Consider the following 16,849-nt stretch of genomic DNA (forward strand, 5'->3'; position numbering starts at 1 on the left):
GGGTGGGATGCGCGCCCATCGAGGCGGACTACAGGTCAGGCGACATGGCCACGCACCGTGACGCGGTAGGCGTAGGTTCCGGCGATGATCGTGATCGGAATGCTCGCCAGCAGGCCGATGCCGAGGAGGAGGCCGCCGACGATATTGATGCCGACCAGGGCGAGCGCGAGGACGAAGAGGGTCCCGCCGTTCGACGCGATTGCCTGCGCGCTGGCCTTGATGGCGGGAATCGGCTCGTCGCCGCGGTCGATGACGAACTGGAAGGTCCACCACGTGAAGAACGTGATGACGATGCCGGGGATGATCAGCAGAACGAAGCCGATGCTGGTTGCAATGCCGACGAGGATGCCGGCGATGATGACGGCGGCAACATTGCCGAACTGGAAGAAGGACCCGAACGCGGGCTTGACCCCGTCCACCTCATGCAGAGCGCCGCGAACGAGTGCCGCCTGGATGAGGAGTGAGACGACACCGATGATGACGCTGAAGATCAAGCTGAAGACGATGTTGTTGGAGCTCAACACGTAGTTCAGTACGACCTGGATGACCGCGGCGATCAGGACGATGCCGACCCAGACGAGTGCGTTCTGCTTGAACTTCTCGAAGCCGTAGCCGATGGCCGTTCCCACGGACAGCTGCGTCGGCATCGGTGAGTTACCGAACGACGGAGGCGGCGGGTAGTTGCCCTGTGGGGGCGGTGGGTAGCCGCCGGGCGGTGGGTAGCCGCCGGGTGGCGGATAGCCGCCTTGCTGGGGGTAATCGCCGGGAGGAGGCGGGTAGTTCCCGGGCGGCGGATAGTTGCCTTGCGCGGGTGGTGGGTAGTTGCCGGGTGGTGGGTAGCCGCCGCCCTGCGGCGGGGGATAACCACCGGGGTTCTGTGGATCCTTGTCGGGGTCGTAGCCGCCTGAGGTCATGGTGTCCTTCTCCCTCGGGATAAGTTTGTCGCGGTCACTGTACGTCCGATTCGTGCGCAGTTGGGTTCCGTCGCGTTGCGACGTGATCTCGATTTTGTCAGGGCGTTCAGAGATTCGAGGGGTCGAACACCCACGGTTCGCGCGGCACCAGCCTCGGCTTCCACCGCTCGAGCAGTTCCTCGGCGTTCTTCACGTCCGGCATGCCGAGGGAAGCTGTGATGAGCGTCCACGCATCGGGTCGTTCGCGCAGTGTGACGGCACCGTCGCGCTTGGCCAGGCGCTTACCCTCGACGTTCAGTGCGAGGGGGACGTGGACGTACGTCGCGGGGGTCAGGCCCAAGAGTTGAGCGAGGTAGCCCTGCCGCGGCGCGGACGTGAGCAGGTCGTCGCCGCGCACGATCTGGTCGACGCCTTGCGCGCCATCGTCGACGACAACCGCCAGGTTGTAGGCGGGGACGCCGTCGGATCGGCGAAGGACGAAGTCGTCCACCTGGCCCCGGAACAGGCCGTGCAGCTGGTCGACGATAGTGAATTCGGTTGTCTGCGAACGTATTCGGATGGCAGGTGGTCGGTCTTTGGCTGCTCTCTGGTCTGCGGTGAGATTTCTGCAGGTCCCCGGGTATGCGCCGTCTGGTGCATGCGGAGCCGACGCGGCCTGCAGGATTTCCCGACGCGTGCAGAAACATTCGTACGTCAGTCCGGCGGCGGTGAGCGTGCGAATCGTGGCGTCGTAGATTTCCCGACGCTCGGATTGCCGCATGACAGGCCCGTCCCAGTCGAGTCCGATGGCGGCGAGGTCGTCGAGTTGACGTTGCTCGGAGCCGGCTTTCACGCGATCGAGGTCTTCGACGCGCATGACGAAACGCCGTTCAGTGGAGCGGGCGAAGAGCCAGGCCAGTAAGCCCGTGCGCAGATTGCCGAGATGCAAGTCGCCGGAGGGACTGGGAGCAAAGCGTCCGGCGGGCATGGGAGCAGCTTAGTTTCAGGTTGCTTTGGAATTGGGATGATGGGCGGTGCCAGGCTGGCTGTGGCTTCATTTGTGAGAAGCTCTGATCTGGGCTCGTCCACGACCGACCCGATGTAGACGTTGTAAATTCATTCTCCGTAGCAGCTCCTGGAAATCGCCGGCCCAGCGCAGTTTCGCTCCGTAAGAATCGGGCGATGTAGCTTCCCGGGCACTCGCTCCGAGCAAGGCTCGTCACTCAGAACCCCCCTCAACGGCAAGGACGGATCGACCATCGCTCGGTATAGCGGCCATGACAGCCTCGACTCCGTCGAACTCATGATCAAACTGAAGCAATTTTGGTCATTTCTGCGCAAAACTGAAGTGCCGTGCTAGTCTCGACCCACGATCAAGGAGGTCGGCTTGGACGCTGGACGCCGCTGGGCTCTCGAAACGCTCGGCACACACGGACCGCTCATCAGGGACCGGATACCGGCTCTCATCATGGCGGAGCACCATGGATCGCTGGGGGCGCAAGACGCATCCGGGCATCGCTCGACAGGGCACTACGGTTTGTTCTGGCGCGGAATCTTGGAGAAGTTCGAGGAACTCGGCCAGCTGCCCGGAGCGACGTTAGTGAGGCCCGACAAGGCTCCGTACAAGATCCCTGTCGTAAATGGAGTCGCCATATTCCCCTGGCGTTACTCCCCGTCGGTCAAGCGAGAGATGGCATCGGTTCGGTTCGGTACCTCGGATTCACGAACTGCAATCGCTGACATTCGTCCGCCAATGCTGCAGGGAGAACTGGATCTCGACGTCCCGGATCCACAACTGACCGACGAAGAACGCATACTCGTCGACGGTTTCAACAGATATATCAAGGATCCTGTAGTAGATACCGGCCGCCTGGTGTTAGTGGCGATCTGCAGCTCTGTCCGCGGACTTAACGCCGCGCAATGGGGCGAAGCCGTCCTGACTCCAGACGGCTTCATCTCGTGGGTCTCACAACCCGAAGATCTGCTTGCCCTTCCTGAGATGCGACCCGTCTCGACATCGCCGGTCGGAACCTTCACCACCGGTCCGATCCCGAACAAGTTCCCAGCCCCTGACTCCGACGAAGCATCAGGATCCAATGAGTGACGACCGTCCTCAGCTTCACCTTTTCGGCTCCGATAACAGAGCTTCGGGTGTCATCGCGCACGGCTTCGAACCTGCCCGACTCACTCAGGCCCGAGTGCTCGCCGAACTCACCAAATCTGAACTGGCCGAGCAAGTATCAGTATCTCCAGCAGCAATAGGCCAGTTCGAGTCTGGAATAACAAGGCCACGCGCCGACATCGTCGACACGTTGAGCCGCGTGCTCGAAGTACCACCGGAGTACTTCGCCACCGGACGACCCGTGGGAAGACTCGATGCTGCCGATGCTCACTTTCGAAGTCTGCGCTCCACGCGAGCCAAAGATCGCTCAAAAGCGGCCGCTCATGCAGAGCAGGTGTGGGAATTGAGCCACGCTTTGGAAAAACGGGTCAGATTCCCCGACCTTGCCCTTCCTCCGATCCATCCTGATGCAACGCCTTGGGAAGCTGCGAGGATATTGAGGGACTTCTGGTCGCTGCCCAGGGGTCCAGTGTCCCATCTCGCGGCATTGATGGAATCCAACGGGATCATCGTGTGCTTGATTTCCATGACCGACGACGCGTTCGGGCGTGTGAAGGCCTACTCCACCGACGCCCTCGGTCGGCCGATCGTCATCGTCACCCCAGAACGCTTCAAATCGGTCCACGAATACCGTTTCACCTGCGCACACGAGCTGGGCCACCTGCTGCTCCATCCGAACGCGCTACCAGGTGACCGCCAGCAGGAACGCGAAGCCGATCAGTTCGCAGCTGAATTCCTTACTCCGCGTGTCGAAATCGAGCCGCTGCTGCCGAAGACCGTACGGATCCCAGCTTTGGATGCATTGAGCAAGACCTGGGGGGTATCGATCGAATCACTGATATACCGCATGGGTGAACTGCATTTAGTGTCTGAAGCATCAATACGGCGCGCCCACCAACGGTTGGCAAGCATGGCCGGTCTACGGGTGGAAGAGGCGTTGGTGTCGTTCCCCGGCGAAGTCCCGAGCCTTCTCAGGGATGCTCTCGCGCTTGCCGAATCCACCGACTACACCCGCGGTCAGCTGGCAGCCGAGTTGTGCTGGTCCGAAAAACATTTAAGTGCGATGCTCGGCGACGTCGACACCCGACCGAAATTGACAGTGGTGCGCAGGCCCATCGCGTAATTATCGATACCAGGTGATAGCAGGAAGGTTAACCGGCTATCGGAATCGCCGCTTGCCGCGCGTTCAACCTTGTTGCGACCACTCTGCGTGGGACTATCAGCTCGGGGCCGTCGGTCCCGAGTCATTGACAGCCCGTTCCATTCGCACTCACCGCTTTCACAACTTGAACGGTCAGCTGATTCGAGAGCATGCAAGGAGTCTTCGTGAGGGTCGCGCGTATTCGGATCGAACGCTTCCGGGGCTACCGCCACGCCGAAATCGAAGTGCCTAGGAACATGGTGCTTGCGGGGGAGCCACAGGCGGGCCGTACCGACATAGTCGAAGCGCTCCGCCACGTCCTGGACGCCCGCAGCACGCGCGCGCGTGTGAACCCCATTGATGTTTTTCGTCCCGCTGATAGTGAAGAAGCGGCCTTGACCGAAGTGGAGGTGACTCTGCTCGACCTAGGCAAAGACCTCGAAATTCTCCTCAGCGAGAGCCTCGAGACGTTCGACGAGGAGACCGGCGAGATAGCCACGTCAAGCAACGCGGGAGACGCGGTTCTCGGTGTCCGCCTCTGCTATCGAGCGCGCTATGACCTCGATACGGATACCGGTGAGCACTGGGTTGACTACCCTGCACGGAGTAATCCCGCTGCTGATGTATTCAAGAGAGCGAGCCGGCTCGAACGCGAAGCTCTGCCTGTTCAATTTGTCGACAGTGCACCGGCTCTCCAGCTGCGGGCTGAGGGCGTCCTCAGAGAGCTTCTAGCCGATGCTGACTCTGATGGACTGGATGCTGCCCTCACCAACTTAGATTCTGCTATTCACACTGCAACCGAATCCTTCTCAGAGACGGAAGTAGTCACGGGGGTCCTGAACAAGGTTATTGATTCTGGGCCACAGCTCCTCTTCAACATTGCTGATTCCGCCGACATCACTTTCCTAGCGGATGACGGCTCGATGGCGTCGCTGCTCAGGGCGCTCCAGCCAGCGATTTTGATGGGGTCGGCCGGGCACCTTCCAGTCCGCTCCCAAGGCTCGACTGTCGAAAATGTGCTCTCAGCAGCTGAAGCGGTCGCTGCTGCGCGGGACACTCAATCGGGTGTCGTCATCATTGGCGATGACTTCGGTGATCGTCTTGACTCATCGTCCTCCGAATACATGGCCCGGCTCATACATGTAACAGCAGGGCAAGCCATCCTCACGACACGCCGTCCCGAGGTTGCGCGAGCATTCGATCCCGGCGAGCTGGTTCGGCTTACGATCAGTCACGGAGAGAGACGGCAGCACCGGCTCCCAATAATCACCGACAAGAGTAGCCGCGTAAACCGCAGGCTGGTCCTCGAACAGCTTCTTGCGGCTCTGAGCGCAAGAACTGTCGTCCTCGTAGAGGGACCGCTCGATGTCGAGGGGTACGGCGCGATCGCGTCGCGGCTTTTCGTTAAGACGAAAAAACCGCAGCACAGCCTACCCGCGAACGGTATTCGACTCGTCGCCCCGCCAGGTTCAGACGGCGGTGTCACCCGGCTCCCCGCAATCGCCGAGATTGCTCTAGAACTCGGCTTCCACGTCCGCGCAATCGTCGACAACGATAAGCCCGGACGAGAAGATCCAGCAGTCGGGGCACTCGCAGGCATGGTCGAACAACTCGTCGTTCTCCCCACACGCACCGCAGTGGAGGCTGCTCTCATTCGCGGCATATCTGGAGATCACCTCCGAGAGACGGTCGAGACTCTGGAAGACTTCGGAATGCCGCCTCTTCCAACCGATCTGGATGATGACGACATCGCGGACCACCTCATCTCGACAAAAGTAGTCAAGAAGCAGGGACTTGGCGCGGCTTGGGCGCATGCGCTAACGCACCAGCCACCAATCGCGCGATCTGTGATCCAAGCAATCTGCGGCAACATACTCGGCCGCATCGAAATCCCTGATGTGGCATGAGCTTCTCCCCTCAAAATCCTGAGCAAAAGCAAGTGGTCGAAACGCACGCCAAACTTACTGTCGTGCTCGGTGGCGCGGGGGTCGGGAAGACGACAAGCGCGCTAGCCGCGGCGCACGCCCATCTCGAACGGGTAGCAGAAAGCAAACCACGCGACCGGGTCTTATTCCTGTCGTTCTCTCGTTCCTCGGTGGCACGCATCGCTTCCCGCGCAGACGAGATACTGGGCCGACGCGGCTCCCAGGTGGACATCATGACGTTTCACTCGCTCGCATTTTCCGCTGTCCGGAGATTTGGGAGTCTCGTCGGACACGGGGATGCCATCCTAGTCAGCCCTGCTCGCGAGAAGCTCGGCCTTGCCGAGAACGAGATCGGATACAGCAAGCTCATTCCGTTATTGCTTCAAATTGGCCAGGCAGCACCTGCAGTTGCAGAGCACCTGCGCACACGATGGGGCCTAATAGTCGTGGACGAATTCCAGGACACTGGCAACTCACAGCAAGAGCTTCTCCAGCTGATTTCTCGGGACAGCAGGGTGCTACTGCTAGGCGATCCAAATCAGTGTATCTACACGTTTCTGGTCACGGACGGCGTGAGAGTGGAGCGTATCCACGAGGCGTGCTTAGCAGCAGGACCTGGGAACACCGTCGTCCTCCCGGAATCTTCGTTTCGAGACCCCTCTGGGGTCATCCCGGCCGTGGCCAATGCCATCAGGGCGCGTTTGTTCGAGTCGGAAGCGATCTCGACTGCAATTCAGAAAGGGAGATTGGTCATCCGCAGCGGAATATCCGGTGCCGACGAGACAAGTAGTGTCACCCAAACTATCAGCGAGCTGACTTCCGAGGGTATGGGCGTTGCCGTATTCACACACCATAATGACAAGCTCGCGGCGCTGTCCGATTCACTTGAAGCCGCCGGCATCGAACATGAAGTGGCCGGCCTTAGCGACGCTCTTTCCGCCGCTCTCGACGCCCAGACCGCCATGGCAAGGTTTTACATCGGTGACTGCGGCTGGGGCAACGTCCTCGAAGCTTTAGCAGTGTTCCTTACGAGCGCACAACGAGGCCCACAGGTTCCGGCCCTCGCACGTCAGGTAATGAATGGTTCGGGCCCTGTTTCCCTTCAGGAGCGCCTCGCCATTCTTCGAACGCGGCTCTCCGGTGCGATGTCGGTTCAAGAAGTAACCGAGATCGCGGGTACGGCACATCATGCGCTTGGGCTGCCGCAGAAGTCTGGTGCTTGGCAGCAAGCCGGCGCATTGCTCTCGTTGATGCGAATGAGGGCTGCTCGCGCGGTCCGGGGACGAATCGATGATCGACAGCTCGTGGCGGGGATGTGTGCTGAAGCTCGTGAAGCAACCTATGCAGCGCTCACGGATGCCGTCATCAGCCCCCGCGAGGTTCAGTTGATGAATCTCTACCAGACCAAGGGGCGTGAAGCTGATGCGACTGTCGTGGTCCTGCGGGAAGGAGATTTCATGGGATTCGAGTCGGAGCCGTTCCCGAATACCAGCCGCCTCCTGTATGTCGTATTCTCAAGGGCTAGGCAGAGGATCGTGGTGTTGCTCGTCGGCGACAAGCTTCACGCGTCAGTTGCTCCACTTACCACTCTCTCCGAGCTTTGAGTGCTTTGGTGAATCAATAAGAACTCAGCAGTTCGCGTTCATTGTCGGTGCACGTCTTGGATCGACATGAATAGGCCACGAGCGGGCTGGTCCTTAAGGATCTCGACGTGGCGAAGTAATCTTCCTACTCGCTTCCCGCCCGGAGTGGGCCGTGAGCTCTAGGCTCAGACCATGCCTATCTCACCGCTTCAGGCCGCGACCGACGTGATGGACCGGGCGGATGCCCTGCTAGCGCATGCGGCTGGTGCGGCAAATCCTCTGGTGGTAGATGACACCCGCCGATCAGCGCTTGCGCTGGGTGTCGCGGCCCTTGACACGTATCTTCATTGGGCGCTAGCGGACGTTCCTTTGGGGCAGATGCCTTCGGCTCTCAAGGGGCTTGACGTACCTTTCGGAGATCTGGTCGACCTCAGCGAGGCAATGGTGCAGAACCGCGCCAGAATTAGACCGAAGGTGCGGGCGCGTGGCGTCCTTGAGCGCGCAATTTTAACTCGCACCTTCCAGAGCAGTCGCGAAGTCGAGCAGGCAATGCTGATGATCGGAATCCGGAACGCGTTTCAGAAGATCTCGATCAGAATTGCGCCGGCACATAAACCTTCAGACATCAAAGACCGGCTCAACCGGATTGTGTATCGCCGCAACCGGATCGTGCATGAGGGCGATCTCCAGCGACAGTCACGGCCGCAGCAAATCAAGCGGGAAACGACGGAAGCTGCCGCGATCCAGGCTGACCTAGATTGGCTGCGTATTCTGATCGTGGCCATCGACAAGGTTCTCGTGTAGGAACGCGCATCGCGCTGGTGCGGCATAACTTCAGGCAACTTCCTGAGTATCGTCCCTGCGCGCATCTACAGTGACCTAGTAGTACGAGGACCGAAAGTAGCAAGCCGCGCTCGCAGAACGAGACGAAAGTGTCTGCAGCGCATGTCAGGCAGCCATTGCTGACTAGGGCGAAGCGAGGTCAGCACCCACGATGCGGATCATAGACATGGTGCTCGAGGCGAGACCCGGAAGACCTAAAACATTGCATCGTCCAGTAGCCGGCAATTTACCTGACAACGCGGTAAATGGAGATTTCGTGGCTGAATGACAGGCCCGAGCGTTGAATCCCGGGAGCGAGAGATGCCGGCTGCCACATCTTCGACCTCAACCCGTGACGACAAATCTCGCCCCACTCGGAATCTCCAATCCCACCGAATCTCCCACCTCCACTACCGATCCCGCCGCCAACTCCACCTTCACGGTCACCGAACCTACGGTCACGTCAGCCATGCTGCGAAATCCGGTCGGCCTCAAACCCGAAGCAACTCCACGAATCCCGCTGTCGTTCAACCTGATCAGTTCCTGTCGTAACAACAACACAGCAGGTCCGGAAGGCAGATTTACACCCTCGACCTCCAACTCCCCGAGCTCGGAGCGATGCATCCCAACCCCATCCCACTGACCCTTGATTTCGTTCATCCCGCCCATCAGTCGCGAGACCGCCAAGGTGCTCGGACGGGAGTAGGCCGTCGCGATATCGGAGTGATGCTCGAGGCGACCGTCGATGAGCACCGCCACCGAATCGGCCAGCACCGCCGCTTCCTGCTGATCGTGGGTGACGAGCAACAGGGTCTGATCCAACGACGAACGCAATTCGCGAACCAGGTCGTGCATCTCGCCGCGCAACACCGGGTCCAGCGCACTGAAGGGCTCGTCCAACAACAACACTCGCGGCGAACCGGCGAGTGAGCGCGCCAACGCAACCCGCTGGGCCTGCCCACCCGATACCTCGGACACCGCACGATCACCGATGTCACCCAGATGCACCAGATCGAGGTACTCGCGGGCACGTTCGCGCGACTGCTTACGACTGTCCCCGGCCGCACGGTAGGCGAAGCCGATGTTGTCGAGTACCGACATGTGCGGGAACAACATCGGCCGCTGGAACACCATCCCCACCCCGCGGTTCTCGGCCGCAACACCGTTCACCTCGTGGCCGTCGATCTGCACCGTGCCGGCGGTGGGTGAATCCAGTCCCGCGATGAGCCGCAGTGCAGTGCTCTTGCCCGAACCCGACGGCCCGAGAATCGCCGTACACGAACCCGGCGGCACGGTGAGATCCAACGAATCCAGAGCCGCAACCGACTGACCGGCATGGACTTTCGTGAGTCCGTGAACGGACAGTTCGACGCTCATCGTGCACTCCTACGACGCAATCGGGCCAGCATGAGCACCAGCAACAACGGCGGCGCGACGGCGGCAACTGACAGCGCAGCCACCACCGAATCGTTGCCGGTCCCCGCAGCGAAGGAGGCGACGAGAATGGGCACGGTGACCAGTCTGCCTCCACCGATCAGCAGAGTGATCACGTAGTCGCTCCACGCCACGAGGAACGCGAGTAACGCCGCCCCCGCCGATGCCGGAGCCAACAGGGGAATGCGAATCCGTCGCAGCACCATGGCACTCGACGCACCGAGCGTCCGAGCTTCTTCCTCGTAGCCGATGTCGTACGCGCCGAACGCCACTCGCATCAGGTACGTCGTGTACGGAATCGCCGCGACCGTCAGCAACGCGATCACCGCCACCGTGCTCGGAATGCGCGAGCGCAGCACCAGAACATCGAGTCCCAACGCCACGGCAAACGGGGGCAGGGCCAACGGAGCGAAGAGAACCCCGGCCACGAAAGCGGGGAAACGCACGGAACCGTTCACGAGTGCGCGAGCGGCCAACGCGCCCAATGGCGTTGCGATGACTGCGACGGCGAGAGCGAGCAGGGTAGACCGCACAAAAGCATCGACGCCCCCGGCATCGAGGGCGCTACGGACGCCGTCGAATCCCCATTCTTGCGGAACCGAGCCGGGAAAAGACCAGCGATTGCTGATGGCCCACAAGACAACCGGGATCAGCGGCAACAGGAACCACAGGACCAGTACGGACCTGCCGACAGCGGGAAGAACCCTGTTCACTTCCACCCTGTTCATTTCCACGCCGCCGATCTGCGCAGATAGTGCAGCGCCACCGCGGCTACGGCCACCGTCAGAGCGGTGGCGATCGTCGCGGCAGCAGCTGCCTGCGGACGCGTCTGAAGATCGATCGACGTGAACAGACGAATCGCCATCACCGACAACGGCTCCGGATACGGGCGACCCAGAATGTGGGCTACCTCGTACGAGCCGACCGTGTAGGCGAACGCGATGGCCGCCGATGCGATCAGCGCGGGCCGAGCCAACGGCAGCGTGACCAAACGGAGCCGAGCCCACCGTCCGGCACCCAAGGTCGCGGCCGTCTCGTCGAATGCAGCTACTCGGGTGGCGAGAGTCCCGGCCACGACAACGGCCACGAAAGCCGATTCTTTCCAGGCATATTCGGCGACGACGGCGATCCACCACTTCCCACCGACCAACTCCGGCCAGCCGCCGTCGGTCATGCCGAGAATACGAGGCAGCATCCCTGAATCTGCCAACAGCAATGCCATCGCCGCGGCACCGATCAGGTGGGGAACCGTGACGGTCAACCCGGCAGCGACCAGCGGGGTGCGTCCACCTGACAAGGCCGTCAGTGCCGCGGCAAGCCCGATCACCGTGGCCAATGCCGTCGAGACGACGGCAATCGACAGCGTCAGCACCACCGAGCGCCATAGGTCACCGCCCAGAGCGGAGTACGCGTCGACCGATAGTTCGGGGGTTCCGACCAAAGGCATCAGACCCAGGCTCTGCAGCACCACGGTTCCGAGACCGCCGCCGACGACGACAACGACCAAGACGACGGCGGGGAGTACCGCCGCTGTGCCGCGAAAGCTCCTCGTGGACGCGCTCACTGACCGGCGAGCACGCTTCGACGCCAACCCTCGTCGACCGGCGAGACCCAGTCGGCTGACAGTTCTGGATGCGCGTTGGCCGACAGCTCTTCGTAGGACGGCAGAACCGTCGAACTCGGCAACGCCTCGAACCTGGCGCGGGCGTCATCGGGCAATCGGTCGATATCGAGCACGGTGAACTGGCCCCACACTTCCGGCGTCGCCTTTGCGAGTTGTTGCTCGGGCGACAACGCGAGATTGGCAACCACCTGCGCCGCGGCCGACTTCCCCGACGTCGACGGAATGGCAAGGAAACTCGCATTCCCGACGGTTCCCTCGTCGAGAGTCAGGACGCGGGTCTCCGGCGGGAAGGTGCCGTCGGCGACAAGTTTCGGGAGGGTCGCGGGGCCGTACGTCATCGTCATGTCCACCTGGCCACCGGCGTAGAGGGCGTCGAGCTCGGAGGAGGACTGCGGATACGTCGTTCCCTCGCGCCACAGCGACGGGGCGAGCTCGTTCAATCGGTCGAACAATGCCGGGGCGAGGCGATCGTAGGAGGCCTGATCGAACTGAGCGGGAACCTCGTCGACGCCTCCGGATATATTGGTCAACGCTTCACGCACGAACACCGAGCCGGTGAAGTCCGGGGGAGCGGGGTAGGTGAAGCGGCCCGGGTTCGCGCGAGCCCAGTCGAGCACGCCGTCGAATGTCGTCGGCGGATCGGGGATGGCAGCCGCGTTGTAAACCAACGTGAATTGAGCCTTGTGCCAGGGTGATTCGCAGTTCTCGACCGAAGTGCCGAAGTCGTCGCGCAGCAGCGGATCCTCGGGATCGGTGAATTCCATGTTCGGTAGATTCTGCGTCCAACCGCACAGCCACGCCCCGGCCTGCTTACCGGTGCCGAAGTTCGCGCCGTTGACCCACACCAGATCCACTTCGCCGTCGGTGACCCCGGCCTGCCGCTCGGACAGGATGCGGTTGACGGCATCGGTCGTCGATTCCACCGGCACCCGGCGCAGCGTGACGCCTTCCTCGGCCGCCGCGGGCGTCAGCACGTCGTCGACATAAGCATTGCCCTGCTCGTCGCCGCCGTACATCCACAGCGATACCGTCTGTCCTTGCGCCTGCTCCTGGATCTCGCTCCAGGACAAGTTCTCGGCGCGCGGAGCCTCCGATGATGGTGCCGCGCATGCGGTGATCAGCAGCCCTGCGCTCGCGGCAATCGTCACTGCGCGCCGTACTGAACGAATCACCGTGGGCCCTCCAGATCAACCGAAGCAGCCGTCGTCGACGCTGCCCTCACCACCGTAATCGGTCGAATGCGACAACCGCTGAACACGCGGGCAGACCGGCCGTGTGCACAATGGATCGTGAACCGTCGGACGAGAGGCACACACCGTGACGCAGGACCGCCCGACGCGTAGTCGCCGCGGCACGACCCTGAAATTGCTCGCGGCTGCCGTGATCGTCATCGCTGTGGTGATCGTGCTGAGCACCGTCGATCTTCCCGATCCGTCGTTCATCCGCGATCGCGTGGCGTCGGCCGGGCCCTGGGGCATCGCGTTGTTCGTCGTGCTCTATGCCGTCCTGTCGGCTACCCCGTTCCCCGCCAGCACGTTGACCATCGCGTCGGGACTGCTGTTCGGGTTGGCGGTGGGCGCGACCGTCGTGGTGTTCGCTGCCACCGCGGGGGCATATCTCGGGTACTGGGGAGCGCGGGCGCTCGGCCGTGGACAGGTGGCCCGCACCGAATGGGACAGGCTCCGCCGGCTCGACGCCATGCTCGGACGACGAGGATTGCTGTCGGTACTGCTCGTGCGCCTGGTGCCGCTGCCGTTCTCCCTGGTCAACTACGCGGCCGGAGTCAGTGCCGTAGGGCAACGTGACTACGTGGTGGGCACCATGATCGGGATCGTGCCCGCGACCGTCGCCTACACCGCGCTCGGTGCCTACGGGACGTCGCCGCTGTCATGGCCGTTTGCCATCGCATTGCTTGCCGTGCTGGCGATCGCGGCCGGCTCGGCTCTGTTGGCCCGACGTCTCGGATTGACCGGAGCCACCGAATGATAGACAGCTTTCTGCGCCGCCACCTCGAACGCCCGCTGGATCGCTGTGCCTGCGCGCTCGACCGTTCCTCGATCACCCCGGATCGGATCACCGCTGCCGGACTCGTACTGGGCCTCGGTAGTGCACTGGCCGCGGGCCTGCAATTCTGGCTGCTCGCGTTGGCATTGTGGATCGTCTCCCGAATCGCCGACGGGCTGGACGGGCCTCTCGCGCGTAGGCGTTCCACTACGGGCGGTGCCGGCGGATTCTTCGACATCACCGCCGATTTCGTGGTCTACGGAACGACCGTGGTGGGCGTTGCGGTCGGTGCCTCGGCCGCGTACGACGCCCCCTGGTGGCCGTTCCTGCTGGTGCTGTTGGCGTACTACATCAACGGCACCGCATTTCTTGCGTTCTCCTCGATTGCCGAACGCACCGGTCGTACCATCGACGACGGCCGCTCGCTGTCGTTCCTCGGGGGATTGGCCGAGGGTGCTGAAACCATTGCGGTGCACAGTCTCTGGTTGCTGCTGCCGGGTATCTCCTGGCAGATCGCCGTGGTGTGGGCGGCGGTGGTCGCGGTGAGCTCCACCCAGCGGATCATTGCCGGGTATCGCGCGCTTTCCTGATCCACGCGCCGCGCACCTTCGCCAGTGCGGCCGTTGCTCGAGAAATCACCGGAGAAGCTAACTGCGCCTTTACGTCCGCTATCGCCGCGTTCCACGGTCCGTCGTTGTAGGTCGGATACGGGTGCGTGGCTCCGGCGAGATCGCGAGTACGCAAACCCTGCTCGATGGCGATGATCAGCTCCCCGATCGTCTCGCCCGCCCGCGGTCCCACAACGCAGGCCCCGACGATGCGACGCTTGGCGTCGAGCATCAGCGTCGTCGACCCGTTCGTTGCTCTTTCGGTGACGGCGCGATCGACGTGGTGGTGGTCGAGGATCTGCAGCCGCAAACCACGCTCCCTTGCAGTTCGCACATCGATTCCGGCCGAGGCGATCTCGGGATCGGTGAACGTCACCCGTGGAGTTCCGGTCGTACTCACCTTTCGGTTCAGGCCGAGTGCAGCATTGCTCGCGGCCAGACTGCCGTGCACACCGGCAGTGTGCGTGAACTGCGGATGGCCGGTGAGATCTCCCGCCGCCCAGATGCGGGGATTGGTGGTCCGCAGATGCTCGTCGACCTGAACGAATCCGTTGTCGTCCACTTCCACACCGGCCGTGTCCAAGCCGAGGGACGCGGTGCGCGGAGTCCGCCCGGTGGCGATCAGGACCCGGTCGAAAGCGATGTCTACGCCCGAGTCGGTAACTGCGGAACCGTCGCCGATGCGCACGACTGCGGTAGAGGTCAGCACGCGTACGCCCTCGTCCGCCAGTGCTTGCGTCAGTATCGACGAGGCCTCAGGGTGCTCGCGGGGAAGGATAGTCGCTGACCGTCCGACAAGGGTAACGTCGGATCCGAGACGCGAGAATGCTTGCGCCATTTCGCAACCCACCGATCCGGCACCGACGATCAGCAGTCGCTGCGGTAAGTCCGTCAGTTCCCACAGGGTGTCGCTGGTCAGGTAGTCCACGTGCTCGATGCCGTCGATCGCCGGCACTGTGGGATGCGCGCCGGTGGTCACGATCGCCTGACCGAAATGCAGCATCCGCGTGCCGACATTCACCGTGTTCGGACCGGTGAACACGGCGTCACCGCTGATGACGTCGACCCCGGCCGCAGTGAGTGCCTCCGGTGAATCGATCGGCGCGATCTCGGCGATCGACCCGTGCACGTGCTGCATCACGCGTGCAAAATCCACGCGCGGTGGCTCGGTGTTGATGCCGAACCGGGACGCGGATCGAACCGTCTCAGCCACCGAGGCCGCCGCGAGCAGGGCCTTCGACGGCACGCATCCGGTCCAGAGGCAGTCGCCGCCGGTGCGGTCCCGTTCGATCAACACGACGCGAACGCCGAAGCCGGCCGCGGTCTTCGCCGCCACGATGCCGGCGGTACCGCCGCCCACCACGACCACGTCGGCGCGGCTCTCGGGCACACTCGAAGACGAACGACGAATTCCCATACCTCCCACTATGCCCGCGCTTTGGAGAGACCCGAGATGAGACGACCGACCAAGTACACCTTCTCGGCGCGCCTGTATGACGTGATCTCCGCCGAATGGCCGGTGTATCGAGCCGGGCGGGACGCGGCGTTCGAGCTGATGAATCTGCCTGTGGGGAGCCATGTTCTGGACCTCGGCTGCGGGACGGGGCTGAACTTCGCCGGGTTGCAGCGGATGATCGGCCCGACCGGCTCGATCACCGGAATCGACGCCAGCCCACAGATGCTCGAACAGGCGCGACTTCGAGCTGCCCGCGCGGGGTGGATGAATGTCACATTGATCCCCGCCGACGCCACCGCCCTGACGTCCGCCGATCTGGGGGAGCAGGTCCCGTTCGATGCGGCGTTGAGCACCTACGCGCTGTCGTTGATGACGCCATGGCAGGCGGCGCTCGAATCGATGATCGCGAACACTGGCGAGGGCGGAGTGGTGGCCGTCGTCGACATGCAGCGGCCCGTCGGACGAGCTGCTGCTTGGGCCCCGCTGGCCAAGCTTGCGTGTCGACTCGGAGGGTCGGATATCGACGCGCATCCGTGGACGGCGATGACGCCACTGCTGCAGGATCTTTCGGCCCGCGCTGTCCGCGGAGGCCATATCCAGATTCGCGTCGGGACTGTCGGTGCCCGCCCCGGGGAGCGGAAATCCTGAGCGGTGCTCGCCTGCGTTGCCTTCAGTTTATCGCTGAGTTGGGGGCTTGCGGCAAGACCCAGTCGGTGGTGCACACTCTTCCGGCTACCGACACGGAGGAATTTCTATGGCAGACATGGCCGACACACTGGAGCGATTTCGCGTGCACGAGTCCGGTGCCTCCCAGGAGCGCAGCCTGCGGAGCGACCAAAGTTATTTTCATGGCACGAAGGCCGATCTGAAGGCCGGCGATTACTTGTCTCCCGGCTATCGCTCGAATTACCGTCCCGAGCACATCTCGAACTACATCTACATGACCAAGGTGCTGGACGGTGCCGTGCTCGCGGCCGAGATGGCCGTCGGCGAGGGGCGTCCTCGGGTCTACATCGTGCAGCCGACCGGCAGCGTCGAGGACGATCCGAACGTCACCGACAAGAAGTTCCCCGGCAATCCGACTCATTCCTACCGCAGCGCGGAACCGGTACGCATCGTCGAGGAGACGTCCGAGTGGGTCGGGCATTCGCCCGAATACCTGAGCCGGTTTCGTGAAGGTTTGGAGAAGTTGCGACAGACGGGAACTGCGATTCTCTACGACTAGCCGGTGAGTTTT

16 protein-coding genes are annotated in these 16,849 nt (G+C 62.5%); 9 read left to right on the forward strand and 7 right to left on the reverse strand.

Going from position 1 to position 16,849, the window contains the following annotated elements; genetic code table 11:
* Positions 1-35 precede the first annotated feature (35 nt).
* A complete protein-coding gene (locus AB0O58_RS06085; RefSeq protein ID WP_080733284.1) occupies positions 36-914 on the reverse strand; it encodes a hypothetical protein in 879 nt (292 codons plus the stop codon).
* A gap of 106 nt (positions 915-1,020) precedes the next feature.
* Positions 1,021-1,881: a tRNA glutamyl-Q(34) synthetase GluQRS gene (gene gluQRS / locus AB0O58_RS06090; protein WP_366238007.1), complete on the reverse strand. Its 861-nt coding sequence runs from the start codon at positions 1,879-1,881 to the stop codon at positions 1,021-1,023.
* A gap of 567 nt (positions 1,882-2,448) precedes the next feature.
* Between gluQRS and AB0O58_RS06095 the strand changes: the two genes are divergently transcribed.
* The 5 genes from AB0O58_RS06095 (at position 2,449) to AB0O58_RS06115 (ending at position 8,468) form a co-directional block, all read left to right on the forward strand.
* On the forward strand, positions 2,449-2,997 hold the full coding sequence (locus AB0O58_RS06095) for a hypothetical protein (protein ID WP_366238008.1): 549 nt from the start codon (positions 2,449-2,451) through the stop codon (positions 2,995-2,997).
* Entirely contained in the window at positions 2,990-4,138 is a 1,149-nt protein-coding gene (locus AB0O58_RS06100) for an XRE family transcriptional regulator (protein WP_366238009.1), read from the forward strand. The genes AB0O58_RS06095 and AB0O58_RS06100 overlap by 8 nt, the downstream gene beginning before the upstream one ends.
* A gap of 203 nt (positions 4,139-4,341) precedes the next feature.
* Positions 4,342-6,063 (forward strand): hypothetical protein, encoded by a 1,722-nt coding sequence (locus AB0O58_RS06105; protein WP_366238010.1) that lies wholly within the window; start codon positions 4,342-4,344, stop codon positions 6,061-6,063.
* Positions 6,060-7,685 (forward strand): UvrD-helicase domain-containing protein, encoded by a 1,626-nt coding sequence (locus AB0O58_RS06110; protein ID WP_366238011.1) that lies wholly within the window; start codon positions 6,060-6,062, stop codon positions 7,683-7,685. Before AB0O58_RS06105 ends, AB0O58_RS06110 begins: the two co-directional genes overlap by 4 nt.
* A gap of 171 nt (positions 7,686-7,856) precedes the next feature.
* Positions 7,857-8,468, forward strand: a complete 612-nt coding sequence (locus AB0O58_RS06115) for a hypothetical protein (RefSeq protein WP_366238012.1) — start codon at positions 7,857-7,859, stop codon at positions 8,466-8,468.
* 363 nt (positions 8,469-8,831) lie between these two features.
* Here AB0O58_RS06115 and AB0O58_RS06120 read toward each other — a convergent pair whose 3' ends face one another.
* The 4 genes from AB0O58_RS06120 to AB0O58_RS06135 are packed head-to-tail and all read right to left on the reverse strand — an operon-like array spanning position 8,832 to position 12,716.
* Positions 8,832-9,863: an ABC transporter ATP-binding protein gene (locus tag AB0O58_RS06120; protein WP_366238013.1), complete on the reverse strand. Its 1,032-nt coding sequence runs from the start codon at positions 9,861-9,863 to the stop codon at positions 8,832-8,834.
* Positions 9,860-10,648, reverse strand: coding sequence for an ABC transporter permease subunit (locus AB0O58_RS06125; RefSeq protein ID WP_366238014.1), 789 nt, complete (start codon positions 10,646-10,648; stop codon positions 9,860-9,862). The genes AB0O58_RS06120 and AB0O58_RS06125 overlap by 4 nt, the downstream gene beginning before the upstream one ends.
* Positions 10,645-11,484, reverse strand: a complete 840-nt coding sequence (locus tag AB0O58_RS06130; protein WP_366238015.1) for an ABC transporter permease subunit — start codon at positions 11,482-11,484, stop codon at positions 10,645-10,647. Before AB0O58_RS06130 ends, AB0O58_RS06125 begins: the two co-directional genes overlap by 4 nt.
* Positions 11,481-12,716 (reverse strand): ABC transporter substrate-binding protein, encoded by a 1,236-nt coding sequence (locus tag AB0O58_RS06135; protein WP_366238016.1) that lies wholly within the window; start codon positions 12,714-12,716, stop codon positions 11,481-11,483. The genes AB0O58_RS06130 and AB0O58_RS06135 overlap by 4 nt, the downstream gene beginning before the upstream one ends.
* Before the next feature lie 145 nt (positions 12,717-12,861).
* On the opposite strand from AB0O58_RS06135, the gene AB0O58_RS06140 reads away from it, so the two are divergent.
* Entirely contained in the window at positions 12,862-13,530 is a 669-nt protein-coding gene (locus tag AB0O58_RS06140; RefSeq protein WP_283348102.1) for a VTT domain-containing protein, read from the forward strand.
* Positions 13,527-14,138 carry a CDP-alcohol phosphatidyltransferase family protein gene (locus AB0O58_RS06145; protein WP_206498907.1) on the forward strand — a complete coding sequence of 204 codons (612 nt, stop codon included), beginning with the start codon at positions 13,527-13,529 and terminating at the stop codon, positions 14,136-14,138. Before AB0O58_RS06140 ends, AB0O58_RS06145 begins: the two co-directional genes overlap by 4 nt.
* Here the strand turns inward: AB0O58_RS06145 and AB0O58_RS06150 are convergent.
* Positions 14,110-15,573, reverse strand: a complete 1,464-nt coding sequence (locus tag AB0O58_RS06150; RefSeq protein WP_206498908.1) for an FAD-dependent oxidoreductase — start codon at positions 15,571-15,573, stop codon at positions 14,110-14,112. The two genes, AB0O58_RS06145 and AB0O58_RS06150, sit on opposite strands and share 29 nt — an antisense overlap.
* A gap of 36 nt (positions 15,574-15,609) precedes the next feature.
* On the opposite strand from AB0O58_RS06150, the gene AB0O58_RS06155 reads away from it, so the two are divergent.
* Complete coding sequence (locus AB0O58_RS06155) at positions 15,610-16,260, forward strand: methyltransferase domain-containing protein (RefSeq protein ID WP_206498909.1); 651 nt, start codon at positions 15,610-15,612, stop codon at positions 16,258-16,260.
* Between the two features lie 115 nt (positions 16,261-16,375).
* Complete coding sequence (gene arr, locus AB0O58_RS06160; RefSeq protein WP_206498910.1) at positions 16,376-16,837, forward strand: NAD(+)--rifampin ADP-ribosyltransferase; 462 nt, start codon at positions 16,376-16,378, stop codon at positions 16,835-16,837.
* Positions 16,838-16,849 lie beyond the last annotated feature (12 nt).

Origin of the sequence: Rhodococcus sp. NPDC080181 (assembly GCF_040702225.1) — a bacterium.
Lineage (GTDB): Bacteria > Actinomycetota > Actinomycetes > Mycobacteriales > Mycobacteriaceae > Rhodococcoides > Rhodococcoides fascians.